Raw genomic sequence first — 25,186 nt, 5'->3', positions numbered from 1 at the left:
CTCCCGCGAGGGAGCGCTTATTTTGTTGAAGGGAACCGATAAATCTTGTTGTTCGTGGAACAATGGAGAGCAGGGCCCTATTTAAATAGCTTTTAAGGTAGCTTGATCTCTTTTGCCGTGTTGAGCTCAGGCATGCTTGTCAGCTGTGTTAATACGTCTTTCGGAGTTTCTTTGTCTACGCGAAGGACCATGATGGCCGAACCGCCAACGAGCTGTCGACCTACCTGCATGGTGGCGATGTTTACGTCGTTATTGCCCAGAAGCGTGCCGACGCGGCCGATAATGCCCGGTTTGTCGTTGTGCGAGATCAGAATCAGATTACCTTCCGGCGTAACGTCGACCGGATATTTGTCGATCTGAACGATACGCGGTCCGTATCCTGTCAGTAGCGTTCCGGCAACGACATGTTCTTCCTTTTTTGTGCGTAGAGCAACGGTTACAAGGTTCGTAAAGTCCTTCGACGCATGCGACTTCTGAATAACGATATTTACATCGCGTTGCTTAGCCAGATGCATGGAATTTACGACGTTAACCTGGTCGGCGCCGAGATGGTGGGCAAGAACTCCGCGAACAATGTAACGAGTGAGCGGTTGAGTATCCAACTCTGCAAGCTCGCCGGAGTAGCTGACAACAACCTCTTGCACTCCGCCTTCAGTGGACTGTGCAATAAAGCTTCCCAGCTTCTCGCCAAGCGTGAAGTAAGGCTGCAGCTTGCTCTGAAGGTTCGCCGGAATCGGAGGCATGTTTACGGCATTCATAAACGGCTCGTCTCTAAGGATATGAAGAACCTGCTCGGATACGTCGATCGCCACGTTTTCTTGCGCTTCCACAGTAGACGCGCCAAGATGCGGCGTAACGATGATCTTTGGATGTTTAAGGAACGGATGGTCTTCTGCAGGAGGCTCGACCTCGAACACGTCAAATGCCGCGCCTGCAACGATACCTGCGTCGATCGCATCTACCAAGGCGATCTCGTCGATGATGCCGCCGCGCGCGCAGTTTACGATACGCATGCCGGGCTTCATGACGGCAAATTGAGCTTTGCCGATCATATGGCGAGTCTCGGCAGTCAAAGGTGTATGCACGGTCATAAAATCAGCCTGGCGTACGATTTCATCTACGCTGGCAAGCTTGATGCCAAGCTTCTCTGCGCGCTCTTCAGTCATGAACGGGTCATAACCCATGATCTCCATGCCGAATGCTTTGGCGCGTTTGGCAACCTCGCTGCCGATACGGCCCATGCCAAGCACGCCAAGCGTCTTGCCGCGAAGCTCGACGCCGAGAAACGACTTGCGGTCCCAAGTGCCGTTAACGGTCTTCATGTAGGCTTGCGGAATGTGGCGGGCTACTGCCATCATCATGGCGAAGGTATGCTCGCACGTCGTGATCGTGTTGCCGTCTGGAGCGTTAATAACGATGATACCGCGTTGTGTAGCTGCTTCGAGATCGATATTGTCGACGCCTACGCCAGCGCGTCCGACGACTTTGAGCTTCTTGCCGGCTTCCATGATTTTGGCGGTAACGCGTGTCTGGCTTCTGACGAGCAGAGCGTCGTAATCGCCGATAATCGCACATAATTCATCTTCGTTTAAACCAGGATTCTTGTCGACGACGACGTCAGTCGCGTAAACCAGCTGTTGGATCCCAAGATCGCTGATTGGATCGGATACGAGCACTTTGTACATGTGAAACATGCCTCCTAGAATGTGCAAAGCATAAAAGCTTCGCTTAAGTATGAACAGAAAAACCCTCGTCCCGCTTCGATGCGTCAGCGAGTCGAGAGTTCAATCTACGAACGAATCAGACTTTACTATTTTATAGCATCACAGTGGACAAAATCAATCCTCAAACTTGCTCATTTATGAAAATTTCGATATGATTCAAGCAAAGTCCGCGTTATTCGACATTATGGCGCCGATGGCAAGAAAAAAGGAAGCTGCGGCAAAAGCTGATTCGGGTAAAGCCGATTAAAGCTTTTCGTGAAGTCTCCGCTGCGTACCGCATCCGTGCTTAACAGCAAGTCGATAACCGCAGAAGCCGTCTGAAGTTTCATCTTGGAAGCTTGTCCGGAAGTGATGAAGTCGTCCACTCGCGCCGTCATGTCTTGCGGGTAAAACGGCTTGAGCTGATTGTATTCCTTCAAGTATTGGGCGACAACACCGTTCTTCGCCGTTAAGGGCAAGGCTGACCATTCCTTCATGCTGAGTACCTGCTGCTTAGGGAGCTCGCCGGGGATGTCGCTGTCAATGGTTGCGGCCCACAGCTGCATGGCTGCATAATAATGGGACTGTGCGTCTAGAGTTTCTTTGACGGCGGTCTTATAGCTGGTCTCGTTGGCAATCGCGGCATAAAGCTTATCGCCTGATTCTTTTTTGGCCAGGCTCGCTCCGGCGGACGCAGCTTTGGCGAACTGCTTCAAGCTGCGAAAATAGGCGACCTGCGCATCGCCCAGTCGAATCGATTTGCCCATATCATACGAGCTGGCTTCTTGGGATTTGCGTTCTGCGAGCTTGGACAGATTGCTCATAACGTCGCCGAAGTCATCGCTTTGACCCTGCGACAACTTGCTCATGGCGTTAAGCCATTCGTTCTGAAATTCACGGTAGGGCGAAAATACGGTATGATAGAAGGAAACCAGATCCTGTTGCTGATAAGGATTGCCATCTGTTCTGGAAGCTTGTGCTTCCTCCAGACGTTTGGCTTCATAGCCGGCTTCGACTTTGTCCATGCCGATTTGCACGCCGTAAAAGAAAGCTCCGACCGCGCATACAAGCATGAATACAAATCCTACGCTAAATATCATTGCCGAGTTCGTTAATCGTTTCTCCATGGTACGACTCCTTCTATGTATGTAAGTAAGTACAAACGATATAAATGCGGGTTCGAATCCGAAGAATTGAACCTTGTATAATGGACAGGCGGGTTTGCATGAAAAAAAAATTTGATATCCGGAAAATCAAAATCCGTAAGGTCAAAGTTGACGAAATCGATGACCGTATGCTACTTATTAATTTGTACGCGACGCAAGTGCTTACTCTTATTATCGGAATCATATGGCTATTATTTCAGCACCAAAATTTATTAGCTGTAATGGCTCCTCCAAGGTCGTTAGACGCCGTATGGTGGGGGCTGGGGCTGGCAGCTGCCGTTGTGGCCATTGACCTGCTTATCTCCCGCTGGGTCCCGGAAGACGCTTCCGACGACGGAGGCGTCAACGACCGTATATTCCGCTCAAGGGCCGTCTGGCATATCGCCGTCATCTCGCTGGTCGTCGCAATCTGCGAGGAACTGTTGTTCCGCGGCGCGATTCAGCACGCGATCGGTCCTTATTGGACAAGCATCGTATTCGCCGCCATACATGTACGCTACCTTCGACACTGGATTCCGACAGGGCTCGTTTTTTCCATCAGCTATGGCCTCGGCTTTATCTATGAGGAGAGCGGAACGTTATGGGCGCCGATCATCGCTCACTTCGCCATCGATTTCATCATGGGCCTTATTATTCGCTTCAGGAGGGAGTCATGAGTAGGAAAGAACGCCACAGCCGGAGCTCCGGCTCAAGGAAGGGCCGGCTATCGGAAGGAACATCCGGCAGCTTGGGATCTGCCAACGAAGAGGGAGGAGCAAAGCTGCCTCCCAGACGCAAGAAGTTTCCTTCCAGCCTCCATAAATTAAACAAATGGTATTATAATTTGTTGTTCGTCTTGTTCCTTGGACTGGTCATTTTTCTTTTCTGGTACGGAAACAAGTTCAGTTCGTAGTCTCGATTGCTGCTGGATCGATGAAGCTGTAACCTTCGTTCTTTAGTTTCGTCAACAGCTCATCCAGCGCATCTGCCGTCCATTGCAATTCGTGCATAAGAATATTGGCTCCGGGATGCAGTTGTTCCATTACATTTGCAATGACAACCTCCGGTTTGTTCTTGGCCGACTTATCCCAATCCAATGAGCCGTTAGACCACGTCATGTAGAGCATGCCGTGGTTTTTGGCTATGTTCTTGACGGAATCGCCTCCGGATCCGTAGGGCGGGCGGAAGAAACGCGGCTTGATGCCGACAAGTGCTTCTACATCCTTTTGTACCGACGAGAGCTGTTCCTCGACAACCTCCTCGGATTCCTTCTTTAAATCAATATGATCGTAAGAATGGTTGCCGATCGTCTGTCCCCGCTCGTGAATGAGCTTAAGCAGATCCGGGTTTTGCTTTACCCGATACCCGTTAACAAAGAAGATCGCTTTCGCCCCGTGACGGTCCAGCGAATCCAGCATACTCGTCAACACCTCCGTATCTTTTGGTCCATCGTCGAAGGTTAGCAATACAGCCTTGTCGGTTGCTCCGTCATCTATAGGCTCGAAACGATATGTTTTTGTATTCATGCGATACTGCATAGGAGTCTGGCTGGCCTCCGGAGTTGCGGTTGGCTCGGGCGAAGGCGCAGCAGTCTGTTGAGGCTCAGAAGCCGACGTCTGTATGGGGGCCGATGCGGCCTCGGAGGTTTCCGTTTGAACGGGCGTCTGCGCCTGACTGCCGTCGGGGCTGCTGCATCCTGATAGTTGAACGGCGAGCAGCAAAGCTATTGTCACTGTCCATCGTAGGTTCATTGTTTCCGATACACCTCCTGCATGCCATTGTATTATTGTGTCTATTTCTGTCGATTCGACAACATTGTAACATAATTAGCGGCTCGAGACCGAACGCATTTCCTTTATTTATACCGAATGTTCCCGATCCTTGGCGGTCACACTACAATTGAACGACGAACCACGAAAGAGGTGAACGGTCCTTATGAAATTAAGCGGATTAATATTAGGCGGCATAGTGGGCGCTGCAGCTACGATGTATGTATCGCGCAAGAGGCCAGATATGGCAGCCCGGGCATCCGGCGCAGTAGCGGATATGTGCGCCGCCGCCGCCGGCAAAGCGTTCTCCATGATGGCTGGAAGGGCGCGCATGAATTCCGAGGCGATGAAGTCAGCCCCAAAGCCTTCCGCCGATACCGCCGCAACCTCCGCCGCCGCATGGGAACGCATTGAATCGTTTATTGAAAGCGACCCATCGGTCAAGCGCGAAGTAGACAAGATCAAGGCGGAAAAGTCGGCTGTAGCACATTAATACTTTAGTGAAATTAACCGGGAAGCCGAAAACAGCCGTTCCGCAGGGAACTTAATGCTGAATCGGCTTCTTTTTTTCGCCCATAATTAGTGCAAACGACACTCAGACATGATAAAGTAAAGGCATAGCATTATGAACAACCTCTTTATGAGTCCATTTTATTCACTCTTGACAAATTGATTCATAAGCTATTACGACAGACGTTACAGAGGAGGATCCTGTCATGAAAATCGAACGGCTTAGTCAGGACAAGATACGGATTTTCTTGACGTTCGACGACTTGCTTGAACGGGGGATCCATAAGGATGATATGTGGCGGGAACCTCCGAAGCTTCATGAGCTTTTCTTGGAGATGATGGAACAGGCGTATACCGAGCTAGGCTTCGATGCCAGCGGTCCACTAGCGGTTGAGGTGTTGGCCATGCCCGCACAGGGAATGGTAATCATCATTACTCGCGGGAAAGTGAACGAACAGCGCGGTGCTGCAGAAGAGGAAGATGAGTTGGAAGATGACATATACGATATGGAAGTGACCATGGAGCAGACGGATGTGGTGATGTACGCATTCCGCGATTTCGAAGATGTCATTGCGGCAGCGGCACAGCTTCAATCTTCTGGCCTAAGCGAAGGCGGCGTGTTGTACGCCTACAAGGGAAAGTACATTCTGGCCATCGATCCTGCAGAGTTGGAGCAGAATCGTTTCCACGCCGTTATTGCCTTGCTGGCGGAATACGGAGAAGCGACTTCCGTTACATTTGCGGTTTTGGAGGAATACGGCAAGACGATAATGCCCGAAAATGCCATTCGCGAAATATGCAGTCATTTCCTTTCATAATTCCTGCCGAGTACGTATCATCCAGCATGATATTCCAAAACCTGAAGAGCATCCGTATCCGATTTCGGCGGGATGTTCTTTTTTCGTCTTGACAATGCGGGTTTCAGCATACGATGCAGAATAGGGCTGCTTTGCCATGCTCATACTTAAAGAAAACTATGGCCGAAGAACAGGATGGGATAATGATGAACGATGTATTGCATTCGACTCAGGTTGTGATCGAGCAAGCTCTGCGCAGACTCGGATACGGCGATGACATGATAGAACTGCTGAAGGAGCCCATTCGACTATTGACTGTACGAATTCCCGTACGCATGGATGATGGGACGACGAAAGTGTTTACCGGGTACCGTTCTCAGCATAATGATGCCGTTGGTCCCACTAAAGGAGGCGTCCGCTTCCATCCGGCTGTTACGGAGAAGGAAGTCAAAGCGCTGTCCATTTGGATGAGTCTCAAATGCGGAATTGCCGACTTGCCGTATGGCGGCGGTAAAGGAGGAGTCATTTGCGATCCCCGGAAAATGTCATTCCGCGAATTGGAACGGCTTAGCCGGGGTTATGTGCGAGCCGTCAGCCAGATTGTAGGACCAACCAAGGATATTCCAGCCCCTGATGTCATGACGAATTCTCAGATTATGGCCTGGATGTTGGATGAATACAGCCGGATTCGGGAATTCGATTCGCCTGGCTTTATTACGGGCAAGCCTATCGTGCTGGGAGGCTCCAAAGGCAGGGAGACTGCGACAGCGCGGGGCGTCGTCATCATGATTCACGAAGCGTTGCGTCTCAAGGGAATTCCGCTGGAAGGCGCCAGGATCGTCATTCAAGGGTTCGGCAACGCGGGAAGCTACCTTGCCAAATTCTTGCATGAGAGCGGCGCAGCAGTAATTGGTATTTCGGATGTCAATGGAGCGTTGTATAATAAAGAAGGACTGGATATTCCGCATCTGCTTGATCGGCGCGATTCCTTTGGCAATGTCACCAATCTGTTCCCGAAGACGATCTCGAACGAGGAGCTGCTTGAGCTGCCATGCGACGTGCTCGTACCGGCAGCGATCGAGAATCAGATTACGGAGGCGAACGCAGCCCGAATCGGCGCCTCCATCATCGTCGAAGCAGCCAACGGCCCAACGACGCTGGAGGCTACGCGGATTGTAACGGAAAGGGGCATTTTGCTTATTCCGGACGTGTTGGCAAGCGCCGGCGGGGTAATTGTTTCCTACTTCGAGTGGGTCCAGAACAATCAAGGTTATTATTGGGATGAATCCGAGATCGACAACAAGCTTAAGCTGATGATGATTCGCGGATTTGAGAACGTATACGAAATCCACCAGACTCGCAAGGTCGATATGCGGCTCGCTGCTTATATGTCAGGCGTCCGGAAGATGGCGGAAGCGGTTCGTTTCCGCGGGTGGGTGTAAAGAAAGCAGGGAAGTCATGCTGTTATTCTCCATATTGGCTGCCGCGATCGCGCCGGGCATCTCTCTCCTTACGTACTTGTACCTGAGGGACAAATACGAGGCGGAACCGATTCATATTGTCGTACGGATGTTCGTACTCGGCGTGCTGGTCGTTGTGCCGATCATGGTGGTACAGCGTGGATTGGAAATTTGGCTGGGCAACGGGACGTTTGTTGCTTCATTTATCCATTCCGCAGCAGTCGAGGAATTTCTGAAGTGGTTCATCCTGTACCACGTCATCTATAATCATACCGAATTCGACGAGCCATACGATGGCATTCTGTACGCGGCATCCATCTCGCTTGGTTTCGCCACGCTGGAGAATGTATTGTACGCGATTTATACGCCGTCATCATTCGGATCGTTGCTGGCCCGTGCCATGCTGCCGGTGTCGGGACATGCTCTGTTTGGCGTCATGATGGGCTATTATTTGGGCAAAGCCAAATTTGCGGGAACCCGCAAGAAGATGAAATTATTTCTTTCCATCTCGTTCGCGCTGCCATTCCTGCTTCACGGGTTTTATGATCTCATCCTCATGTCCGTGGAGCAGAACTGGATTTGGGTCATTGTGCCGTTTATGATCGGGCTCTGGGCATGGGGCCTGCACAAGATGAATTCCGCCAACGCGAAGTCGCCGTTCAGGCTTGTCACCAGAGAAGAAGAGGTTAAATCCTGACAGACTTGTCCATACTGTTGCTAAATATGAAGCAGTTCAAAAGTTAGCAGGAGGAAGCAGGCATGGAAGCAAGAGTGAAAGTGACGATTCGCTGCAATGTATGCGGCGAGAAATTCGTATTGCGGGGAAGACGGGACAAGGATTTCATCGATACGGGTTTTAAGCAATGCATCTGCAACAACGCCGACGATCTCGACATCGAAGAACATCCGGGGTTTTGAATGCAATATTCGACGTCGATTAAGCTCCGGAGGATTACTTCGTGATCAAAAGCGGTTTTTTTAACAACCTTGCATAAAGCTTCTTTTGGTAATCCAAACTATGGACAAGTTTGGCTACCCGAAAGGAGCTTTTTGCATGTATCGAAGACTTAGTTCCATTATGTTCCCCTTTGTTACGATTTTATTGATCGGCGCGGTGTATTGGGGGTATCAGGAGCATCAGGAGAAAAATTCAATTCTAATCAAAGCGGAGAATCAATATCAGCGGGCGTTCCACAATCTCGCGTTCCATATGGACAAGCTCCATGAGCAGCTCGGCAATACGCTGGCTGTCAACTCTACTTCAATGGGGTATCATCGCAAAGGCTTGATCAACGCCTGGAGATTGACGAGCCAGGCACAGAATGAGATCAGCCAGTTGCCGCTATCCTATCTTCCGTTTACGGAAGCAGAGGATTTTCTGTCGCATATCTCGAACTTCGCTTATAAGACAGCAGTTCGCGACTTGACCAAAAATCCATTGACGGACGAGGAATTCAAAACGCTCAAAGCGCTATATGACAAATCGAATGAAATATCCAAAGATCTGGATCATATGCAGGCGGATGTGCTGACCAATAATTTGCGTTGGATGGACGTCGAGGTTGCCATTGCGGCCGATCAGGGAAGCGGCGCTAACGTAATCGTCGACGGTCTCAGGTCCATGAACGAGAAGGTCGGAGCTTATCCAGAGCTGAACTGGGGGCCTTCCGTAAGCCACATGTACGAGAAACGGACCATCAAGATGTTAGGCGGCGAGTTCGTTAAGCCCGAGGATGTGAAGCGCAAAGCTGCAAAGTTCATGAAGGTTGACGAGGCTTCGGTCGAGGTAAGCGAAAATGGGCAAGGCTCGGAGTATGCTTCGTATTCTGCTGTAGCGAATGTCGATGATGCTGGTAAAAAAGTCCAAATGGATTTTACGCAAAAGGGCGGTCAACTGTTATGGATGATGAAAAACCGCGAGCTTGGTGCCAAAGCGATCAACTTCGAGCAAGCGAAAGCTTCCGCCGACAAATTCCTCGATGAGTTCGGCTTCAAAGGGATGAAGGCGGTAAGTTATGATATGTATGGGAATTCCGGAAGCTTTACGTATGTTGGCGTTCAGAACGGAGTGTTGATCTATCCCGAGAAGGTGACGGTGAAAGTAGCGCTCGACAATGGAGAAACGATGGGGCTGCAAGCCAACGATTATGTATATGAGCATCATACCCGCGAGCTTCCAAGTCCCATTATGACCAAAGAAGAAGCTCGAAAAGCGATCAACCCCAACTTGAAAGTAAAAAGCGAGCAGTTGGCTTTGATCGAGAACGAGATGGGCGAGGAAGTATTGTGCTATGAGTATACCGGCGCCATAAACGGCTCCATGTACAAAATTTATATCAATGCTCTAAACGGGATAGAGGAAACGATTGAGCAAATGACCATGGAAGACGAAAAAACGACAAAATCGTAAGTCGAACGGCGCAAATCTCGTTATGGCTCCCCTTATATCGGCATGCTATAATGGCTGATATATGGGAGGGAAACAATTTGTTGCCAAAAGTTAACGGGATGTTATACTATCAGATCGCTTCTTCCGATGAGGCGGAGGCTGCGCAGGAATACCGCTCTAGAATTGCCGACGAGGACGAGAGCGGGCTTCTGATCGAATATCCGCTTAATGAGAAGTCGGGACGGTTGAAAAGATTGTTCCTTGGGGACGAGATGTCGGTTTATTTCCTGTCGCCCGAAGGCGTAAAACATTTTTTTGACTCGCATGTCATCGGTTTCAAGGAAGACGGCGCAGTGAGATTAGTCAAAATTCTTCGTCCCGACCCGGATAAAATGACGAAGGTGCAACGCAGAAGCTTCCTTCGGGTTCCCGCGGAGCTGGAACTTGCGGTCAAGGTCGGCAGTCACGAGCGTTTCCTATGCAGGACGGACGATGTTGGCGGCGGGGGCATCTCCTTTGTATGCGACGGAAAGCGGGGATTGCAAAGCGAGAACGTATTGGAGTGCTGGCTGCTTGTGCCGTACAAAAATGGCATGATTGAACATGTCTCCTTTACAGCGGAGGTCATCAGGGTCAACGTGCTGGAATCCGGCCGTAAGCAGGTCATGATCAAGTATCTCAGCATCAGCGACTCCGAACGTCAAAAAATTATCCGTTTCTGCTTCGAGAAGCAGCTGGAATATCGGAATCGATGAATAATAGAGTGACTGCGTGGGAACATATCCATAACACTTAAAGTTGGAGATGTTCCCATGACACTAAAAAAACAGGTTAACGCCATAACCCCGAAGCGGCTCGTCAACTGGCTCGACGTAGTCAGCCGGAGGCTGATTAAAGTCATCGTAATCTTGCTTGTCGCCCTTCTTTTGGCTCAGCTGGCCATCCAAAACGACTACATTAGACTCGTCCTGTCAAGCGCTGATCGGTGGGAAGGAACCCGCCTGAACTAGCGCTTCTCTTTTGCATATCGAGGCATAGTGTGGTATAATTTTCACGTTCGCAGGCAATGCCTGCTTTTTCTTTGAACGCCGGCCTTGGCCGGACTCGGAGAGGAGAGGCCGTCCTGATTCAAAGGAGGTAGACCGCAAGTGGCGCAGCAAGATGGCGACAGCGACCGCATTAATATTGCGATTGACGGGCCGGCAGGCGCGGGCAAGAGCACGGTTGCCAGGTTGGTCGCCGGGCAATTAGGGTATGTGTACATCGATACCGGCGCGATGTACCGGGCCGTAACGTACAGCGCGCAGCGCTTGGCGATTGCGGCGAACGAGCAAGAGCAGCTGGGCAAGCTGATGAAAGACATCCGAATTCGGCTGGAACCCGGAGAGAGCGGGCAATCCGTTTTTGTAGACGACGAAGAAGTGACGGATAAGATTCGTTCCATGGACGTGACGAGGCAGGTTTCGCATTTCGCAGCCAGCGGAATCGTCAGGGAAGTGCTGGGCCGCATGCAGCGGGAACTTGCGGAGCGCAAGGGAGTCGTCATGGATGGCCGGGATATCGGATCTCATGTATTGCCTAATGCCGAGCTGAAAATTTTCCTTACCGCATCGGTAAGGGAACGTGCGAGCCGCAGGCACAGGGAATTGAGCGGCGTTGATGTTGTACCGTTAGAGCAACTGGAAGCCGAGATCGCGGAGCGGGACAGGCTGGATGCCAGCCGCGAGATTGCACCATTGATCCAAGCCTCCGATGCTATCGAACTGGACAGCAGCGGAATGACGATCGACGAAGTTGTTGCAACCATCGTACGATTGAGCAGAACCAAATTGGCGGAGGCGAAGTAAACTATGTTATACCTCTTATTCCGCTTTTTGCTCCGAGTGCTGTATCGGCTGTTGTTCCGATTGGAAGCCAGGGGATTGCATCATATCCCGAAGGATGGCCCCGTCATTCTCGCATCCAATCATATCAGCAATCTGGATCCGCCTACAATCGGCGTATTGGTGCCGCGCAAGGTTAACTTCATGGCGAAGGAAGAATTGTTTAAGGTGCCTGTGTTCGGACCCTTAATCCGTGCGTTCGGTGCTTTCCCGGTAAAACGCGGAGGCGTCAGCAAGGATGCAATCAAGTCGGCCATTACCTTGCTTAAGGAAGGCAACGTCCTCGGGATATTTCCGGAGGGATCGCGCAAGACGCCTGGCGCAGCAAAAAAAGGCGCGGCAATGATTGCCGTTCGAAGCGGGGCGACCATCGTTCCGGTTGCAATCGTTGGCGGCTATCGATTATTTCGCAAGACAAGGGTCTGTTACGGAGAGCCGCTTGATCTTACAGCTATCATTCACGAATCATCTCCGGATATGCTCGAGCAGGTAACGGATGCTGTCATGGAACGCATCGGCCAGCTCGCAGCACAGAATCGTTAAGATGTTTTAAATGCCGGTTGCCTGAGAGATCGGCGCCGGGTTTAAATAAAGTTGGGGTTAGAACTGAGGAGGTTATTTCAATGTCAGAAGAGATCAATGTGCAAGAAACCGTTGCGGAGGAAGTGAGCCAGGACGCAATGGATAATTTCGTTTCTTTGAAGAAAGGCGACTCCGTCAAGGGTACAATCGTCAAAATCGAAGATAACCAAGCTTACGTAAGCCTTGGATATAAATATGACGGTGTTATTCCGCTTCGCGAACTTTCTTCCGTACAACTTGAGAACGCAGGCGATGCGGTTCAAGTCGGTCAAGAAGTTGAACTGAAAGTCGTAAGCATCGACGACAACAAAGAAAGCCTTGTGTTGTCCAAGAAACTTGTGGATTCCGCTAAGGGCTGGGAAGAGATCCAAGCACGTTTCGAGAGCGGCGAGATCTTCGAAGTAACGGTTGCCGACGTGGTTAAAGGCGGACTTGTTGCGGACGTTGGCGTTCGCGGATTTATTCCTGCATCCATGGTTGAGCGTCACTTCGTCGAAGACTTCAGCGACTACAAAGGTCGTACGCTTCGCGTTAAAGTGAAGGAACTGGATCTTGAAAACAAAAAAGTGATTTTGTCCCAGAAGGAAGTATTGGACGCGGAATTCGAACAAAACAAACTGCAAATCATGAACAACCTTGAAGTGGGCCAAGAGCTTGAGGGTACGGTTCAACGCCTGACTCCGTTCGGCGCATTTGTAGATATCGGCGGCATCGACGGTCTTGTTCACGTATCCGAGCTGTCATGGCAGCATGTCGCTCATCCTAAGGATGTTGTATCCGAAGGACAATCGGTACGAGTCAAAGTACTTAAAGTAGATCCGTCCGCAGGCAAAATCAGCCTCAGCATCAAAGCGGCTCAACCAGGTCCTTGGGATTCCGCTGCAGGCCAATTCAACATTGGCGATATTGTAACGGGTACGGTTCGCCGTATCGTAACATTCGGCGCATTCGTTGAGATTGCTCCGGGCGTAGAAGGTCTGGTTCATATTTCCCAGATCGCTCACCGCCATGTTGCGACACCATTCGAGGTTCTTAAGGAAGGCCAAGAAGTGAAGGCGAAGGTTCTTGACTTCAATCCTGCCGAGAAGCGCGTATCCCTGAGCATCAAAGAAACGGAAGAGGCTCCTGAACAATCAGAAGCAGCTCCAAGACAAGATCGTGATCGCGGACCGCGCGCACCTCGTGCTCCTAAGATGGAAGAGATCAACAATCCTAACGTCAGCCTTAATAGCTCCAGCATGAGCTACTCCCTGGGCGAGCGCTTCGGCGACAAACTCAGCAAACTTAAGTAAAACTTGCGGCGTCATTTCAGTTCAATGACTTACCACTAGAAGAGGCTATTCCCGTTGCAAACGGGAATAGCCTCTTTGCTTTAGGTCATAATAGGGAATATAAGAGGTGAGAACTTATGATTCCCGGTTATGTTACCATCTGGTTAAGCGTAATCATCGTTATTTTATTTGCGACAGGGTGGAAGCCTTACTTGGCGCCTAGACTAGGAACGTTAGGTGTTATTGTGCTGGGGATAGCGGTTGCGATTGCCGCTTATACGGGGTACTGGTGGTCCCCATTTCCGGAGTCATTGCCTACGGTGCGAATTCATGTCATCATCGCTGTTTTGTTAGCAGGGAGTCTGCTAGCGCTGGCGAATAACGCCAATAAAGGACAGAGAAGTTATTTGATGTTGTGCGCACTCATGTTGTCGATTATTTGGGGTAGCATTCGAAGCCTGTACACGCATGATCCCGTATTGTACTGGCTGGAGCCGGCCTGGAATGCTTCGCTATTTTGCGGCTTGTTGTGCCCATTGTTCACACTCAATATCCGATATCAATGCGGAGCATTGTTATGGGGAAGCGTGCTGGGCGAAATCATATGCGCTTGGCTGGATCACGGAGTTTATAAGGCGGCTGTTGGTTCTATCCAATGGTGGGATTCATTGAGCATTGCCGCATCCGCAGCCTTTGGATGCTCGCTTGCTGTTTATGGCGTTAAGCGATCGGCAGCCATTATGGTCCGGACGATGAGCAGGCCGGGTAAAGGAGGAGAGTAAAGGCATGCTTTACTATATGGAACAGAATCGCCATTTAACGGGTGTGCTGTTGGGTATCGCATTCGGCATTATCGCCAGATTACTTATGCTGAAGACGGATTATCGGCAATATCCCACTTACCCTCACGGCAGAATTATCCATATCTCCTTAGGGGTAATCGCTGCAGCGCTTGGAGCGGTTGCTGTCCCGGCATTGTTTAACAAGGATTATACGGCGATCACTTTCCTGACGCTTGCTGCACAGCAATTTCGGGATGTACGCAAGATGGAACGTGAGACGTTAACGAAGATCGATAGTATGGAGCTGGTCAGCAGAGGTTCTACTTATATAGAAGGAATAGCCATGGTTTTTGAAGGACGCAATTATTTGGTCATTATGTCGGCTCTCGTCACCAGCTTGTTCGCGATCCTGCTTAGTTTCTGGTATGGATTAGGAGCCGGAGTCCTGTCGCTTATCATTGTTATGAAACTGAAGTCGGGCCGCTCGATAGATCATATAGCAGGGGTCAAGATCGCTGCGGTTAAAATGGACGGTCCGGATCTCTTTGTGGACGATATCTACATCATGAATGTAGGCTTGAAGGAAAATCAGCAGATTATCGCGGAGCGGGGTATCGGTTTTGTGCTGACGCCCCGTAATCCCAACGCCAAGGTCACGTTGACCAATCTCGGCCAAAGACAAGCCATTCTGTATGATCTGGCGACTATACTAGGCGTCTACCGGGATGACGGTGAGCCGGCCCTCATTCCCATGGCGAAGCTGGATATGAAGGACGGCAGACTGGCGGTATTCCTCATCCCGCAAGATCGAGAGCGGGGCAAAGGTGTCGAGATCATTAAACGAGTGCCAATTATGGAATCGGCAGTACGCATGCCGACGGAAGCGCAAGTCAACCAGTTGGAGGGTGATTCCCATAGCTGAGATTATAGCCGTAGTATCGGTCAGAAGCGATGCCGTGGCGGGCGGAGCGCCGATCTTTATTGCTCGGGATGAGACGGAACTGCAGGCAACGTCCTTTTTGCTGGAAAAAATTTTGGATGCGAGCGCACATGATTTAAAAAACGGCTCCATCATCCTGGTGAACCATCGGTAATATGAAATGTTAGCCAAGAGCGTACTTTTTTGCTATGATGAGTAACGTGAGAATTTTGACTTGTGAAACGATGCTTACGAAGTAAGTTTGCTTCGCAAACTTTTAAGGAGTTGAAAACCTACTATGGCTAGACCCGTTATTGCCATCGTCGGACGACCGAATGTGGGGAAGTCGACCATATTCAACAGAGTCATCGGCGATCGGCTGGCAATTGTTGAGGACAAGCCGGGAGTAACCCGCGACCGTCTGTACGGCACGGGAGAATGGAACGGCAAGCCGTTCAGCATTGTGGACACCGGCGGCATCGAGATAGATGGCGAAGACGAAATTATGAAGTCCGTCCGCATGCAGGCCGAGCTGGCTATCGAGGAAGCGGATGTTATTATTTTCATGGTGGATGCCAAGACCGGACTTACGCATTCGGACGAAGAAGTCTCGCAGATGCTGTTCCGTTCGCGCAAGCCCGTCGTTGTTGCCGTTAACAAGGTGGACAACGAGAATCGGATGGATGACGTTTACGAATTTTATGGTCTGGGCTTCGGTCAACCGATTGCGATTTCCGGTTCGCATGGCATCGGGATCGGCGATCTGCTGGATGCGGCAACAGATCTGCTCCCCGAGCTGGAAGACGACGGCTACGATGAGGATGTAATACGAGTGGCGTTGATCGGACGTCCTAACGTCGGCAAGTCCTCGCTAGTCAATGCGCTTCTCGGGGAAGACCGCGTTATCGTAAGCAACGTGGCGGGTACGACCCGCGACGCCATCGATACGCCGTTTGAGCATGATGGCCAGCGTTACGTGCTGATCGATACGGCAGGCATGCGCAAGCGCGGCAAGGTGTACGAATCCACGGAGAAGTACAGCGTAATGCGCGCGATGAAAGCTATTGAGCGAGCGGATGTGGTGCTAGTGCTTATCAATGGAGAAGAAGGCATTATCGAGCAGGACAAGCATATTGCCGGCTATGCCCATGAGGCAGGCAAAGCCTCGGTATTTGTCGTAAACAAGTGGGATATCGTTGATAAAAGCGACAAGACGATGCAGCATTTCACGCAGAGCATTCGCGACCACTTCCTGTTTATGACATATGCGCCGGTCGTTTTTCTGTCCGCACTGACGAAACAGCGTTTACATAAGCTTTTGCCGGTCGTTAATCATGTGTCGGAGCAGCATGCTCTTCGTATTCAGACGCATCTGCTTAACGATGTTGTTTCCGACGCGGTAGCGATTAATCCTCCGCCATCGGATAAGGGCAAGCGTTTGCGTATTAATTACGTGACGCAAGTATCGACGAAACCTCCGACGATCGTCTGTTTCGTTAACGATCCTGAGCTTATGCACTTTTCGTACGAGCGTTATCTGGAAAACAAGATTCGCGCAGCATTCGATTTCGAAGGAACGCCGGTGCGTATCTACACGCGTCGCAAATCCGACGAAGACTAGGGGAGAATGGAATCGGTGTTTGATATTATCGCGGTTGTACTTAGCTATTTGTTAGGTTCGGTATCATTTAGCATCGTTATCGCCAGGTTGGTCAAGGGAATCGACATCCGGCAGCACGGCAGCGGCAATGCCGGCGCGACCAATACGCTTCGCGTGCTGGGCAAAGGGCCTGGCATTCTTGTCTTCTTGCTCGACATTGCCAAAGGCATTGCGGCAATCGCCATCGGGTACGCGCTTAGCGATGGAGCCTGGACGCCCGTTCTATGCGGCCTTGCGGCCATTATCGGCCACAACTGGCCGATCTGGTTCCGCTTTAAAGGAGGCAAAGGGATTGCGACGGCAGTCGGCGTCATCGCGACGCTGGCGTTTTTCCCTGCTCTGTATGCCGGCATCGTGGCCATCGGCATCATAGCGATTACCCGCTACGTGTCGCTTGGCTCGCTTATTTTTGCGGCTCTGACGCCGCTGTTCATTATTTGGCTGGACTTTTCCTGGCCTCTGCTTGCAGGAGCGTTGGCGATTTGCGCATTCTCCTTCCTGCGTCATCGTACAAATATCGTAAAGCTGGCGCAAGGGACGGAGAACAAGCTTGGTGCTAAGAAGGAGGCTTGAAGGACATGACGATCAACGAGAGCTCACCAGGAGTGCGTAAAGCCGCTGTATTGGTTGCGGGAAGCTGGGGTACGGCGCTTGCGTCTGTGCTTGCTTCCAATGGATTTAAGGTCAGCTTGTGGACTCGAAACGAGGAGCAGGCTAAAGAAATTAATGCGACTAGACGAAACGCCAAATATTTGTCTGATGCGGAGCTGCCGGTCGGTCTTACGGCAACAACCGACATGGAAACGGCGCTTGCGGGCGCGGAGCTTGCATTGTTTGTGGCTCCTTCCGGCGCGATGCGCCAGGTGGCTGGGCAAGCGTCTCCTTATCTAGGCAAGGACACGCTAATTGTTCATGCGACAAAAGGTTTCGAGACCGATACGCTAAAGAGGATGTCTTCCGTGCTGGCGGAGGAACTGGGACGTCCGCAGTCGTCGATCGTCGTCTTGTCCGGTCCGAGCCACGCCGAAGAAGTCATTCGAAAGCAGCCGACAACCGTCGTAGTCGCTTCAGAAGAGTCGGATAAGGCAGAGCGGGCTCAAGATGCGTTCATGAACAATGCATTCCGCGTCTATACGAACTCAGACGTTGTGGGAGTGGAGGTCGCCGGAGCAATCAAAAACATTATTGCTCTGGGAGCTGGACTGTCGGACGGACTCCGGTTCGGGGACAATGCAAAAGCCGCCCTTCTAACACGCGGCCTTGCGGAGATTGGAAGACTGGGCGCTGCAATGGGGGCCAATCCGCTGACATTCGCCGGCTTGGCAGGCGTTGGCGACCTGGTCGTAACCTGTACAAGCACGCATAGTCGTAATTGGCGCGCAGGCTCCATGCTTGCCGATGGTTCGCCGCTCGAGGATGTGCTGCAGAGAATGGGCATGGTCGTCGAAGGCGTTCGCACGACACGGGCCGCATACGAATTGTCCAAGCAATATCATGTGGAGATGCCTATTTCGACTCAGCTTTACGCGGTGTTATTCCAGGGCAAATCGCCTGAGGACGCCGTCGGCGAGCTGATGGGACGGCTAAAGACGCACGAGATCGAACCGCTTGCGTAGCTTGCCGCCTACACCACTTGTTATCCCCTCTCATATGATGTCATGAGCGCAACACATGAGGAGGGTGAAGTCATTGTCCAAAGGAATTCCCAAAGATGTGCTCGGCGCCATCAACAAAAAAACGGGCAAAAACATCTCGGAAAATGCGGTCAAAAAGCTGGCAAGCGGCGTAGATGCAAACACGCTCCAAAATGAAGCGGAGCTGCGCAAACTGGTAAAGCAAGTCGCCGACATGGCAAAAATAAAAGTGCCGGAATCGACCGTGAACGATATCGTGAAAGCCGTTAAAGCGAGCGGAATGAATCCGTCGAGCATGGAATCTTTAGTCAAGATGATGCTCAAAAAGTAGTGTAGGTCAAAGCCATGGAAGCTCCTGCGAGAGACGATCTCTCGGGTCACAGGGGCCTTGCCATGGCTTTTTGTCTCATTTTTGTCAGAATTGCGGACAGGGTAACATGTGCGCCGACTTATGACGGGTGTTATAATGGATGAGGATGATATCGAAGCAGATTAGGAGAATGGTCATACAATGGATGCAATGACAAAGATGTGGGTGTCGTTTATCGGCATCGGCTTGATGGCGCTGGCAGCGTTCGTGATTACGTTTGCCCGGGTAAAGACCAAAGGCGTCGTAAAGCTTGTTCTGTCGATTGTCGCCTTTATATTGCTCGTATTCGGTTTTATTTATGGTTTCTTTTCTATTATCTAAAAGAGGTTGTTCAAAAAGTCCGCTTTTGATCACGAAGTAGGCCAAGAAGCATACTCGACATCGAATATGGAACGCAAGCGAAACTTCCGGTGCTCACGTAGCTTCCATTACGCTCCGCTCCTCAGTTTCTACTTTCGTCCCATCTTCTCGGTGCTAAAAACCGAACTTTTTGAACTTGTACTTGAAGCATCTACATAAGGAATGAAGAGCTGGCGGGAGAAAGGACGCGTAACGTAATGATTGAACTTAAGGGTAGAACGATAACGAAAGAAGTGGAAGCGGAATCCGGGCTGTCGTTGCTGGATCACGCGATGAAACACGGCGTTGACTTCAGTTTTTCTTGTACTCGGGGCACTTGCGCAAGATGCCGTTGCCTTGTCACGGAGGGATTGGAGTATCTTGAAGACGTAACCGACGAAGAGTGGGACCGGTTGGAGCCGGAGGAATTCGAGGAAGGATTCCGCTTGGGCTGCCAGGCCATTGTAAAGGATGGAGCCGGCCGGATCGCGGCCATGAACAAAACGTATTTCTGACATACAGAATTGACTAGTTCGAAGGATGTGCAGCTATGACGGAAAAGGCAGAAATCAAGAAGGCGCTGGCTGCCATTATCAGGCTTGCGGGAAACGAAAAGTGGGTCGTAGGGGGCAGTGCGGGGCTGTTGCTCAGAGGCCTGTCGCTGCCCGCCAAACCGCGTGACCTCGATCTGTATTGCGACGAAGAAGACAGCCAGGAGCTCCATGAACGGTTGCGGCCGTTCGCGGTCGACGAAGCGGCATACAGCGAAACGGCGATCTATCGATCCACACTCAGTCATTATGAACTGGAAGGCGTACGCGTGGAATTGGTCAGCGGATTTCGTGTCTCGGCCTTCCAATGCTCTTATTGGACGGAAGTGCGGCAAGTACTGATACCTAATGGTTTTCCCGTAATGGTGGAGGAAGGTCTCCCTGCCGCCGTAGTCGTTCCGCTAGCGCATGAGCTATGGTTCAACGCGTTGAGAGGACGGCCGGATCGTGTCAGGATGATTACCGAAGCCTATGCCGCTAACCCAACCCGGCATCAAGGGGCATTGGCCGCGATCGAGGACAGAAACACGTTTAGTCCGCACGCGATCGGCGAGGTACATGGCTGGTTAGGTCAATCGGAAGCAGGTGAAGAGCAATGGATGCTGAAGTCGTCTTCTGGCCCAGCGGCAAGTCCGTTCGTGTAAGGCGAGGAACAAGCGTGCTGGATGCTTCCAAGCGCGCCGGCATAGCTATCGCGACCCGTTGCGGCGGCAAGGCTGCATGCTTTATGTGCAAGGTAACCGTCCGACCCGGCAGCGAGCTGCAGCCTATCGGCGACGTTGAGCGGCGCAAGCTGGCCGGGCTGGACGAAAAAGGAATTCGTCTGTCCTGCCAGACTAGGGTAACTGGCCGAGTGGAGGTCGACCTGCCGCTTGATCCGCTTAAAGCTGCTGTAGCAAGGCAATTGGCCAGACAGAAGGAATTAGAAGATGAGCTATGGTAGCAAGGAGGAGCATTTAACGATGGATACGGCAACAAAAGCCGCGCAAGCGATGCGCGGCAAACTTTGGATCCGCGCGGCGTTCGTTTGTTTGGCGACCGTGCTTGTCGCTCTGTCTCTTAGCGGATGTATGTATCCCAAGGAGCGCTTGAAGGGGAAGGTGGCGCCCAAAGAAGCCATTCGCAACGTGCAGGGTGCCATTGATCAGTATTATGACGATCTGCAACTGCTTCCTATCAAGAACAGCTCCCAGTCGGTACCCGTCTACGAAAAATATTTGATCGACTTCGGCAAGCTGCAAGCAAAAGGATACATAAGCGACGTTCCCGCCGCTTCGTTCGAAGGCGGAGGACATTATTATTTTCTGATTCTCGATGAAGAGACGGAACCGCGCGTAAAGCTGATGGATATCGTCACGTCGCAGCGAATCAACGACATTCAGAACTGGGTGAATGCGTACATAAAAGAGAATACCGCCGTGCCTAAGGGCGATTCTATCTATCCCGGGTTCTATGAGATCGATTACGGCAAGCTGAAGCAAAAGGAGCCGATCATTACGAGCGTGTACTCCGGTACAACCCAGAGGGCGATCGTGGATGAAGACGGCACCGTATTTACGGATTACGGCATTGATATTATGCAGCTTTTGGAGAGGAACGGCGAAGCTTCCTACGAAGAAAACATAGATTTGAGAACGCTGCTTGTGGATTCTTCGGATTATGTTCCCGTCAAATCGCCGGCTTACAAGCTTGTTGAAGGCGAGCCTGTCGCTATTCAGCCTTAACCGCTTTACATCAATTCCCTTGCGGGCTTATGCCTGCGAGGGAATTTTTTTTGCATGCCGCCGCTGCCTTCCGTCATAGTTTTCTTACATGGTTCATATATTTCAATCTTGGATAGGATGTTCTCGCATTTGGAAGGGAAGCTGGCGCAGGCAACAACGGGAAAAAAGATTTCGTAGAAGGAAAACGGCATAATTGGACAGTCCCAACATAAGATGTTAATAGTCCGAAAGCATGTACGAGTTGCGTCGCTGGCCTGCCCTCTTGTCCGGTGGAAGGCGGCGAACCGGAAAATCAATTGGGAGGGGATATTCAGTGGAGAAAGTAGACATTTTCAAGGACATAGCCGAACGTACCGGCGGGGATATTTACCTCGGTGTGGTAGGCGCGGTCCGGACGGGCAAATCAACCTTCATTAAGAGGTTCATGGAGACGGTCGTGCTTCCCAACATCGTGAACGAATCGGACCGTATTCGGGCCGTCGACGAACTGCCGCAAAGCGCCGCGGGCAAAACGATCATGACGACAGAGCCAAAATTCGTGCCGAATCAGGCCGTGCAGCTCAAGGTCGCAGAAGGGCTCGACGTAAACGTCAGGCTTGTCGATTGCGTCGGGTATGCTGTGGAAGGAGCAAAAGGATATGAGGACGAGAACGGTCCTCGCATGATTACAACCCCTTGGTTCGAGGAGCCGATCCCGTTCCAGGAAGCTGCCGAGATCGGCACGCGGAAGGTCATTCAGGAACATTCCACGCTGGGTGTCGTCGTTACAACGGACGGTTCCATCGCGGAAATTCCGAGAAACTCTTACGTCGTCGCCGAGGAGCGCGTTATTGAGGAGTTAAAAGAGGTCGGCAAGCCTTTCGTGCTGATTATTAACTCTACAAGACCAAAGTCGGATGAGACACAGCAGCTTCGAAGCGAGCTGCAAGCCAAATACGACATTCCCGTTATGGCTTTAAGCGTGGCCACGATGGGCGAAGAGGAAGGCATGGCCGTCCTGCGCGAGGTGCTCTACGAGTTCCCCGTGCATGAAGTGAACGTCAATCTGCCAAGCTGGGTCATGGTGCTCAACGACAATCACTGGCTTCGCAGCAACTACGAGAATTCCGTAAGGGACACGGTAAAGGATATTCGCAGGCTGAGGGACGTGGAGCGCGTTGTCGCGCAGTTCATGGATTACGACTTTATCGCGCGAGCCGGCCTCAGCGGCATGAACATGGGCCAAGGGGTCGCGGAGATCGATTTGTATGCCCCGGATGAGTTGTACGACCGCATTCTCATGGAGGTTGTCGGCGTCGAAATTCGCGGCAAGGATCACCTGCTGCAGCTTATGCAGGACTTCTCGCATGCGAAACGGGAATACGACCGCTTTGCGGAAGCGCTGGAGATGGTCAAAACGACGGGGTACGGCATCGCAGCGCCGTCGCTGGCGGAGATGGCGCTCGACGAGCCGGAGCTCATTCGCCAAGGGTCGAGATTCGGGGTGAGACTCAAAGCGACTGCGCCTTCGATCCATATGATCCGCGTCGACGTAGAGTCCGAGTTCGCGCCGATCATCGGCACGGAGAAGCAGAGCGAAGAGCTTGTCCGCTACTTGATGCAAGACTTCGAGAACGATCCGATCAAAATATGGGAGTCCGATATTTTCGGCCGTTCGCTGCACTCCATCGTCAGAGAAGGCATTCAGGGCAAAATCGCCCTTATGCCGGATAATGCCCGCTACAAGCTGCAGGAAACGCTGGGCCGCATTATTAACGAAGGCTCGGGCGGCTTGATCGCCATCATCCTGTAATCACGCGACGGGAACGTAAGCAGAGCTCTCTCTCAAGCTGTTGAAGCTTGAAAGAGGGCTCTCTTTTGCATAAAAAAACCATGATTTTCGTCTTTTTTGGATGAGGAAGATGAGAATTGTCTCGGAATAGGCTTTAAACGGGTTTACCCACTTGAAATTGTGTTTCCGCTGTATTACTATAGGTTTGTTCGGTCAAAAGGTATATATTTGAAGTTTTCGGTGAATAAGAGGGATAAGAAGTTTTTATATACCTAAGGAGGTGAAGAGATGAATAAAACAGATTTGATCGCTAAAGTAGCAGAATTGTCCGACCTGTCCAAAAAGGATGCGACGAAAGCGGTTGACGCCGTGTTCGAAGCGATTTCCGATGCTCTCCAAAGCGGTGACAAGGTGCAACTCGTCGGCTTCGGTAACTTTGAGGTTCGCGAACGCCAGGCTCGTAAAGGCCGCAACCCGCAAACGGGCGAAGAGATCGATATTGCCGCCAGCAAAATGCCGGCTTTCAAACCGGGCAAATCGCTCAAGGATCTTGTATCCAATTAATGTTTCAGCAATACGGAACGCTCGAACGGATCGTTTGAGCGTTTTTTTATTTGAAAAGTACATGTTCAAAAAGTTCGGTTTTCAGCACCGAGAAGATTGGATGAAGGTAGAAACTGAGGAGCGGAGCGTAGTGGAAGCTACGTGAGCACCGGAAGTTTCGCCTGAATTCAATATTCGATGTCGAGTAAGCTTCCTGGCATACTTCGTGATCAAAAGCGGACTTTTTGAACTACATCTATAACGGGAAAGGCGGAGGAGATCATCATGGAGCAACCGACAGTTGGGGAATACATAGTTGTGAAGGCGAAGGACCAAGGCGTGCAGGTCATCGGACTGACGCGTGGCCAGGATACGAAGTTTCACCACACGGAGAAGCTGGATCGCAACGAAGTGCTAATCTGCCAATTTACCGATCATACCTCGGCAATCAAGATCCGGGGAAAGGCGACCGTAATGACCAAATACGGCACGGTCGAAACCGATTCCTAAGGCGGCGATGACTCGCCGCAGCATAATACGTTAGACTGGAAGAATCGCAGCGCCTACAGTGCCTCGGTTCTTTTTTTTGCCTGGAAACAGAGATCGTCGCGCAGAGTCGAATATTACATCCTTCATGCTCGTACAATGGAGAGGAGAAGCATATGCGTATGGTCTCTTTCCTGCATGTGCAGACTGGGTAGAACAGGAAGATCCTCTCCGGAAGGTGGATGAAGATGCAGAGGTTGAACGGATGGCTGACGGCAGCCCTTGCGACACTGCTTATTACGCTAGCGATGACCGTAGTAATGGGCTGGTTCGAAGAAGGAGCTCGCGCCAAAGGCGAAGTGGCGGTCATGCGCCCAGAACAAAACAACAGACTGACGAATGTAAATTTGGTCGATATTTTGGCGGATGTGCCCCTGAGGGAGAAGCTGGGACATGCGGAATGGAACGGGAACGTACTGACGCTGGAGCTGATTGTGTCTCCCGGGAAGAGTCGTCCGCAATCCCTGTTTTCGGATATCGGGAAGCTGACCGGGCTTGCGTTCAGAGAAGTAACCAATATTGAACGGCTCCTCGTCAGGATTTCCGAACGCGGGGAAGAACGCAAGACATTGCTTGCGGCAATTGACTTGCGCAGGAGCGATGCTTGGCTGGAAGACGAGCTGCAATCCATGGCGTATGCCGATCCCGTGCACGACGAAGTATGGCGTCAGCGGCTCAGACTTAGCTTTACGCGAGCATGGGAGACGCGCTTCGGACCCGTCAGCGGTTTTTCGGCCGATGCGCTGCCAACACCTGCCGAAGCAGGCGAGCCGGAGGATGTTGCAAATTGATGGACGCTATGCGCGCATAATGTGATCTTTGGTGCAAGTTGTGCTAT

General features: G+C 51.3%; 32 protein-coding genes. 29 read left to right on the top strand and 3 right to left on the bottom strand.

All coding sequences use genetic code 11. The features are described from left to right. Positions 1–92 precede the first annotated feature (92 nt). Positions 93–1,685 (bottom strand): phosphoglycerate dehydrogenase, encoded by a 1,593-nt coding sequence (serA, locus tag B1748_RS06270; protein WP_087567033.1) that lies wholly within the window; start codon positions 1,683–1,685, stop codon positions 93–95. Between the two features lie 221 nt (positions 1,686–1,906). Then, the gene (locus B1748_RS06265; protein WP_087567032.1) at positions 1,907–2,830 is read right to left on the bottom strand and encodes a hypothetical protein; all 924 of its coding nucleotides are present in this window, start codon (positions 2,828–2,830) and stop codon (positions 1,907–1,909) included. A 98-nt stretch (positions 2,831–2,928) separates the two neighbouring features. Here B1748_RS06265 and B1748_RS06260 point away from each other — a divergent pair, with 98 nt between their 5' ends. Then, positions 2,929–3,525, top strand: a complete 597-nt coding sequence (locus tag B1748_RS06260) for a CPBP family intramembrane glutamic endopeptidase (RefSeq protein ID WP_087567031.1) — start codon at positions 2,929–2,931, stop codon at positions 3,523–3,525. Beyond that, positions 3,522–3,761, top strand: coding sequence for a hypothetical protein (locus B1748_RS06255; protein WP_087567030.1), 240 nt, complete (start codon positions 3,522–3,524; stop codon positions 3,759–3,761). Before B1748_RS06260 ends, B1748_RS06255 begins: the two co-directional genes overlap by 4 nt. Here B1748_RS06255 and B1748_RS06250 read toward each other — a convergent pair. Then, positions 3,751–4,599, bottom strand: coding sequence for a polysaccharide deacetylase family protein (locus B1748_RS06250; protein ID WP_087567029.1), 849 nt, complete (start codon positions 4,597–4,599; stop codon positions 3,751–3,753). The genes B1748_RS06255 and B1748_RS06250 overlap by 11 nt on opposite strands. A 184-nt stretch (positions 4,600–4,783) precedes the next feature. Here B1748_RS06250 and B1748_RS06245 point away from each other — a divergent pair, with 184 nt between their 5' ends. The 27 genes from B1748_RS06245 (at position 4,784) to B1748_RS06120 (ending at position 25,139) form a co-directional block, all read left to right on the top strand. Continuing rightward, positions 4,784–5,110, top strand: a complete 327-nt coding sequence (locus B1748_RS06245; RefSeq protein WP_087567028.1) for a hypothetical protein — start codon at positions 4,784–4,786, stop codon at positions 5,108–5,110. A gap of 223 nt (positions 5,111–5,333) precedes the next feature. Continuing rightward, the gene (locus B1748_RS06240) at positions 5,334–5,945 is read left to right on the top strand and encodes a genetic competence negative regulator (protein WP_087567027.1); all 612 of its coding nucleotides are present in this window, start codon (positions 5,334–5,336) and stop codon (positions 5,943–5,945) included. A gap of 185 nt (positions 5,946–6,130) precedes the next feature. Then, the gene (locus B1748_RS06235) at positions 6,131–7,366 is read left to right on the top strand and encodes a Glu/Leu/Phe/Val family dehydrogenase (RefSeq protein WP_087567026.1); all 1,236 of its coding nucleotides are present in this window, start codon (positions 6,131–6,133) and stop codon (positions 7,364–7,366) included. 16 nt (positions 7,367–7,382) lie between these two features. Continuing rightward, the gene (prsW, locus tag B1748_RS06230) at positions 7,383–8,081 is read left to right on the top strand and encodes a glutamic-type intramembrane protease PrsW (protein ID WP_087567025.1); all 699 of its coding nucleotides are present in this window, start codon (positions 7,383–7,385) and stop codon (positions 8,079–8,081) included. Between the two features lie 62 nt (positions 8,082–8,143). Next, a complete protein-coding gene (locus B1748_RS36760) occupies positions 8,144–8,302 on the top strand; it encodes a hypothetical protein (protein ID WP_179215430.1) in 159 nt (52 codons plus the stop codon). Between the two features lie 136 nt (positions 8,303–8,438). After that, positions 8,439–9,794, top strand: a complete 1,356-nt coding sequence (gene ypeB / locus B1748_RS06225) for a germination protein YpeB (protein ID WP_087567024.1) — start codon at positions 8,439–8,441, stop codon at positions 9,792–9,794. Between the two features lie 77 nt (positions 9,795–9,871). After that, entirely contained in the window at positions 9,872–10,528 is a 657-nt protein-coding gene (locus tag B1748_RS06220) for a flagellar brake protein (protein WP_087567023.1), read from the top strand. A 57-nt stretch (positions 10,529–10,585) separates the two neighbouring features. Then, positions 10,586–10,783 carry a hypothetical protein gene (locus B1748_RS06215; protein WP_087567022.1) on the top strand — a complete coding sequence of 66 codons (198 nt, stop codon included), beginning with the start codon at positions 10,586–10,588 and terminating at the stop codon, positions 10,781–10,783. A 138-nt stretch (positions 10,784–10,921) separates the two neighbouring features. Next, positions 10,922–11,620, top strand: coding sequence for a (d)CMP kinase (gene cmk / locus B1748_RS06210; RefSeq protein ID WP_087567021.1), 699 nt, complete (start codon positions 10,922–10,924; stop codon positions 11,618–11,620). A gap of 3 nt (positions 11,621–11,623) precedes the next feature. Continuing rightward, positions 11,624–12,199 (top strand): lysophospholipid acyltransferase family protein, encoded by a 576-nt coding sequence (locus tag B1748_RS06205; protein ID WP_087567020.1) that lies wholly within the window; start codon positions 11,624–11,626, stop codon positions 12,197–12,199. Positions 12,200–12,279: 80 nt separating this feature from the next. Next, the gene (gene rpsA / locus B1748_RS06200; RefSeq protein WP_087567019.1) at positions 12,280–13,530 is read left to right on the top strand and encodes a 30S ribosomal protein S1; all 1,251 of its coding nucleotides are present in this window, start codon (positions 12,280–12,282) and stop codon (positions 13,528–13,530) included. Between the two features lie 116 nt (positions 13,531–13,646). Continuing rightward, a complete protein-coding gene (locus B1748_RS06195; protein WP_087567018.1) occupies positions 13,647–14,291 on the top strand; it encodes a YphA family membrane protein in 645 nt (214 codons plus the stop codon). 4 nt (positions 14,292–14,295) lie between these two features. Continuing rightward, a complete protein-coding gene (locus tag B1748_RS06190; RefSeq protein ID WP_087567017.1) occupies positions 14,296–15,213 on the top strand; it encodes a YIEGIA family protein in 918 nt (305 codons plus the stop codon). Beyond that, positions 15,206–15,385 (top strand): capping complex subunit for YIEGIA, encoded by a 180-nt coding sequence (locus tag B1748_RS06185; protein ID WP_087567293.1) that lies wholly within the window; start codon positions 15,206–15,208, stop codon positions 15,383–15,385. Before B1748_RS06190 ends, B1748_RS06185 begins: the two co-directional genes overlap by 8 nt. Positions 15,386–15,508: 123 nt before the next feature. Further along, on the top strand, positions 15,509–16,831 hold the full coding sequence (gene der / locus B1748_RS06180) for a ribosome biogenesis GTPase Der (protein ID WP_087567016.1): 1,323 nt from the start codon (positions 15,509–15,511) through the stop codon (positions 16,829–16,831). A 15-nt stretch (positions 16,832–16,846) separates the two neighbouring features. Further along, positions 16,847–17,443, top strand: a complete 597-nt coding sequence (gene plsY, locus B1748_RS06175; protein WP_256975550.1) for a glycerol-3-phosphate 1-O-acyltransferase PlsY — start codon at positions 16,847–16,849, stop codon at positions 17,441–17,443. A gap of 5 nt (positions 17,444–17,448) precedes the next feature. Further along, entirely contained in the window at positions 17,449–18,486 is a 1,038-nt protein-coding gene (locus tag B1748_RS06170) for an NAD(P)H-dependent glycerol-3-phosphate dehydrogenase (protein ID WP_087567014.1), read from the top strand. Positions 18,487–18,559: 73 nt separating this feature from the next. Continuing rightward, the gene (locus B1748_RS06165; protein ID WP_087567013.1) at positions 18,560–18,835 is read left to right on the top strand and encodes a stage VI sporulation protein F; all 276 of its coding nucleotides are present in this window, start codon (positions 18,560–18,562) and stop codon (positions 18,833–18,835) included. Between the two features lie 180 nt (positions 18,836–19,015). Beyond that, positions 19,016–19,195: a DUF2768 family protein gene (locus tag B1748_RS06160; RefSeq protein ID WP_087567012.1), complete on the top strand. Its 180-nt coding sequence runs from the start codon at positions 19,016–19,018 to the stop codon at positions 19,193–19,195. 236 nt (positions 19,196–19,431) lie between these two features. After that, positions 19,432–19,728 (top strand): 2Fe-2S iron-sulfur cluster-binding protein, encoded by a 297-nt coding sequence (locus B1748_RS06155; RefSeq protein ID WP_087567011.1) that lies wholly within the window; start codon positions 19,432–19,434, stop codon positions 19,726–19,728. Between the two features lie 35 nt (positions 19,729–19,763). Next, entirely contained in the window at positions 19,764–20,408 is a 645-nt protein-coding gene (locus B1748_RS06150; RefSeq protein ID WP_087567010.1) for a nucleotidyltransferase family protein, read from the top strand. Further along, positions 20,360–20,707, top strand: coding sequence for a 2Fe-2S iron-sulfur cluster-binding protein (locus B1748_RS06145; protein ID WP_087567009.1), 348 nt, complete (start codon positions 20,360–20,362; stop codon positions 20,705–20,707). The genes B1748_RS06150 and B1748_RS06145 overlap by 49 nt, the downstream gene beginning before the upstream one ends. Beyond that, a complete protein-coding gene (locus tag B1748_RS06140; RefSeq protein ID WP_087567008.1) occupies positions 20,694–21,488 on the top strand; it encodes a hypothetical protein in 795 nt (264 codons plus the stop codon). Before B1748_RS06145 ends, B1748_RS06140 begins: the two co-directional genes overlap by 14 nt. 313 nt (positions 21,489–21,801) lie before the next feature. Next, complete coding sequence (gene spoIVA, locus B1748_RS06135; protein ID WP_087567007.1) at positions 21,802–23,280, top strand: stage IV sporulation protein A; 1,479 nt, start codon at positions 21,802–21,804, stop codon at positions 23,278–23,280. A gap of 267 nt (positions 23,281–23,547) precedes the next feature. Next, positions 23,548–23,823 carry an HU family DNA-binding protein gene (locus B1748_RS06130; protein ID WP_087567006.1) on the top strand — a complete coding sequence of 92 codons (276 nt, stop codon included), beginning with the start codon at positions 23,548–23,550 and terminating at the stop codon, positions 23,821–23,823. A gap of 264 nt (positions 23,824–24,087) precedes the next feature. After that, positions 24,088–24,312 (top strand): trp RNA-binding attenuation protein MtrB, encoded by a 225-nt coding sequence (gene mtrB, locus B1748_RS06125; protein WP_087567005.1) that lies wholly within the window; start codon positions 24,088–24,090, stop codon positions 24,310–24,312. Between the two features lie 224 nt (positions 24,313–24,536). Then, the gene (locus B1748_RS06120) at positions 24,537–25,139 is read left to right on the top strand and encodes a hypothetical protein (RefSeq protein WP_087567004.1); all 603 of its coding nucleotides are present in this window, start codon (positions 24,537–24,539) and stop codon (positions 25,137–25,139) included. Positions 25,140–25,186: the final 47 nt, after the last annotated feature.

Source organism: Paenibacillus sp. MY03 (assembly GCF_002165585.1).
In the GTDB taxonomy this organism is placed as follows: Bacteria; Bacillota; Bacilli; order Paenibacillales; family Paenibacillaceae; genus Pristimantibacillus; species Pristimantibacillus agaridevorans.
This window is presented reverse-complemented; position numbering and strand designations above follow the sequence as displayed.

Coding starts and splice junctions, on each gene's coding strand:
- serA (WP_087567033.1), bottom strand. CDS start 1,685: ATGTACAAAGTGCTCGTATCCGATCCAATCAGCGATCTTGGGATCCAA.
- B1748_RS06265 (WP_087567032.1), bottom strand. CDS start 2,830: ATGGAGAAACGATTAACGAACTCGGCAATGATATTTAGCGTAGGATTT.
- B1748_RS06260 (WP_087567031.1), top strand. CDS start 2,929: ATGAAAAAAAAATTTGATATCCGGAAAATCAAAATCCGTAAGGTCAAA.
- B1748_RS06255 (WP_087567030.1), top strand. CDS start 3,522: ATGAGTAGGAAAGAACGCCACAGCCGGAGCTCCGGCTCAAGGAAGGGC.
- B1748_RS06250 (WP_087567029.1), bottom strand. CDS start 4,599: ATGAACCTACGATGGACAGTGACAATAGCTTTGCTGCTCGCCGTTCAA.
- B1748_RS06245 (WP_087567028.1), top strand. CDS start 4,784: ATGAAATTAAGCGGATTAATATTAGGCGGCATAGTGGGCGCTGCAGCT.
- B1748_RS06240 (WP_087567027.1), top strand. CDS start 5,334: ATGAAAATCGAACGGCTTAGTCAGGACAAGATACGGATTTTCTTGACG.
- B1748_RS06235 (WP_087567026.1), top strand. CDS start 6,131: ATGAACGATGTATTGCATTCGACTCAGGTTGTGATCGAGCAAGCTCTG.
- prsW (WP_087567025.1), top strand. CDS start 7,383: ATGCTGTTATTCTCCATATTGGCTGCCGCGATCGCGCCGGGCATCTCT.
- B1748_RS36760 (WP_179215430.1), top strand. CDS start 8,144: ATGGAAGCAAGAGTGAAAGTGACGATTCGCTGCAATGTATGCGGCGAG.
- ypeB (WP_087567024.1), top strand. CDS start 8,439: ATGTATCGAAGACTTAGTTCCATTATGTTCCCCTTTGTTACGATTTTA.
- B1748_RS06215 (WP_087567022.1), top strand. CDS start 10,586: ATGACACTAAAAAAACAGGTTAACGCCATAACCCCGAAGCGGCTCGTC.
- B1748_RS06205 (WP_087567020.1), top strand. CDS start 11,624: ATGTTATACCTCTTATTCCGCTTTTTGCTCCGAGTGCTGTATCGGCTG.
- rpsA (WP_087567019.1), top strand. CDS start 12,280: ATGTCAGAAGAGATCAATGTGCAAGAAACCGTTGCGGAGGAAGTGAGC.
- B1748_RS06195 (WP_087567018.1), top strand. CDS start 13,647: ATGATTCCCGGTTATGTTACCATCTGGTTAAGCGTAATCATCGTTATT.
- B1748_RS06190 (WP_087567017.1), top strand. CDS start 14,296: ATGCTTTACTATATGGAACAGAATCGCCATTTAACGGGTGTGCTGTTG.
- der (WP_087567016.1), top strand. CDS start 15,509: ATGGCTAGACCCGTTATTGCCATCGTCGGACGACCGAATGTGGGGAAG.
- B1748_RS06170 (WP_087567014.1), top strand. CDS start 17,449: ATGACGATCAACGAGAGCTCACCAGGAGTGCGTAAAGCCGCTGTATTG.
- B1748_RS06160 (WP_087567012.1), top strand. CDS start 19,016: ATGGATGCAATGACAAAGATGTGGGTGTCGTTTATCGGCATCGGCTTG.
- B1748_RS06155 (WP_087567011.1), top strand. CDS start 19,432: ATGATTGAACTTAAGGGTAGAACGATAACGAAAGAAGTGGAAGCGGAA.
- B1748_RS06150 (WP_087567010.1), top strand. CDS start 19,764: ATGACGGAAAAGGCAGAAATCAAGAAGGCGCTGGCTGCCATTATCAGG.
- B1748_RS06145 (WP_087567009.1), top strand. CDS start 20,360: ATGGATGCTGAAGTCGTCTTCTGGCCCAGCGGCAAGTCCGTTCGTGTA.
- B1748_RS06140 (WP_087567008.1), top strand. CDS start 20,694: ATGAGCTATGGTAGCAAGGAGGAGCATTTAACGATGGATACGGCAACA.
- B1748_RS06130 (WP_087567006.1), top strand. CDS start 23,548: ATGAATAAAACAGATTTGATCGCTAAAGTAGCAGAATTGTCCGACCTG.
- mtrB (WP_087567005.1), top strand. CDS start 24,088: ATGGAGCAACCGACAGTTGGGGAATACATAGTTGTGAAGGCGAAGGAC.
- B1748_RS06120 (WP_087567004.1), top strand. CDS start 24,537: ATGCAGAGGTTGAACGGATGGCTGACGGCAGCCCTTGCGACACTGCTT.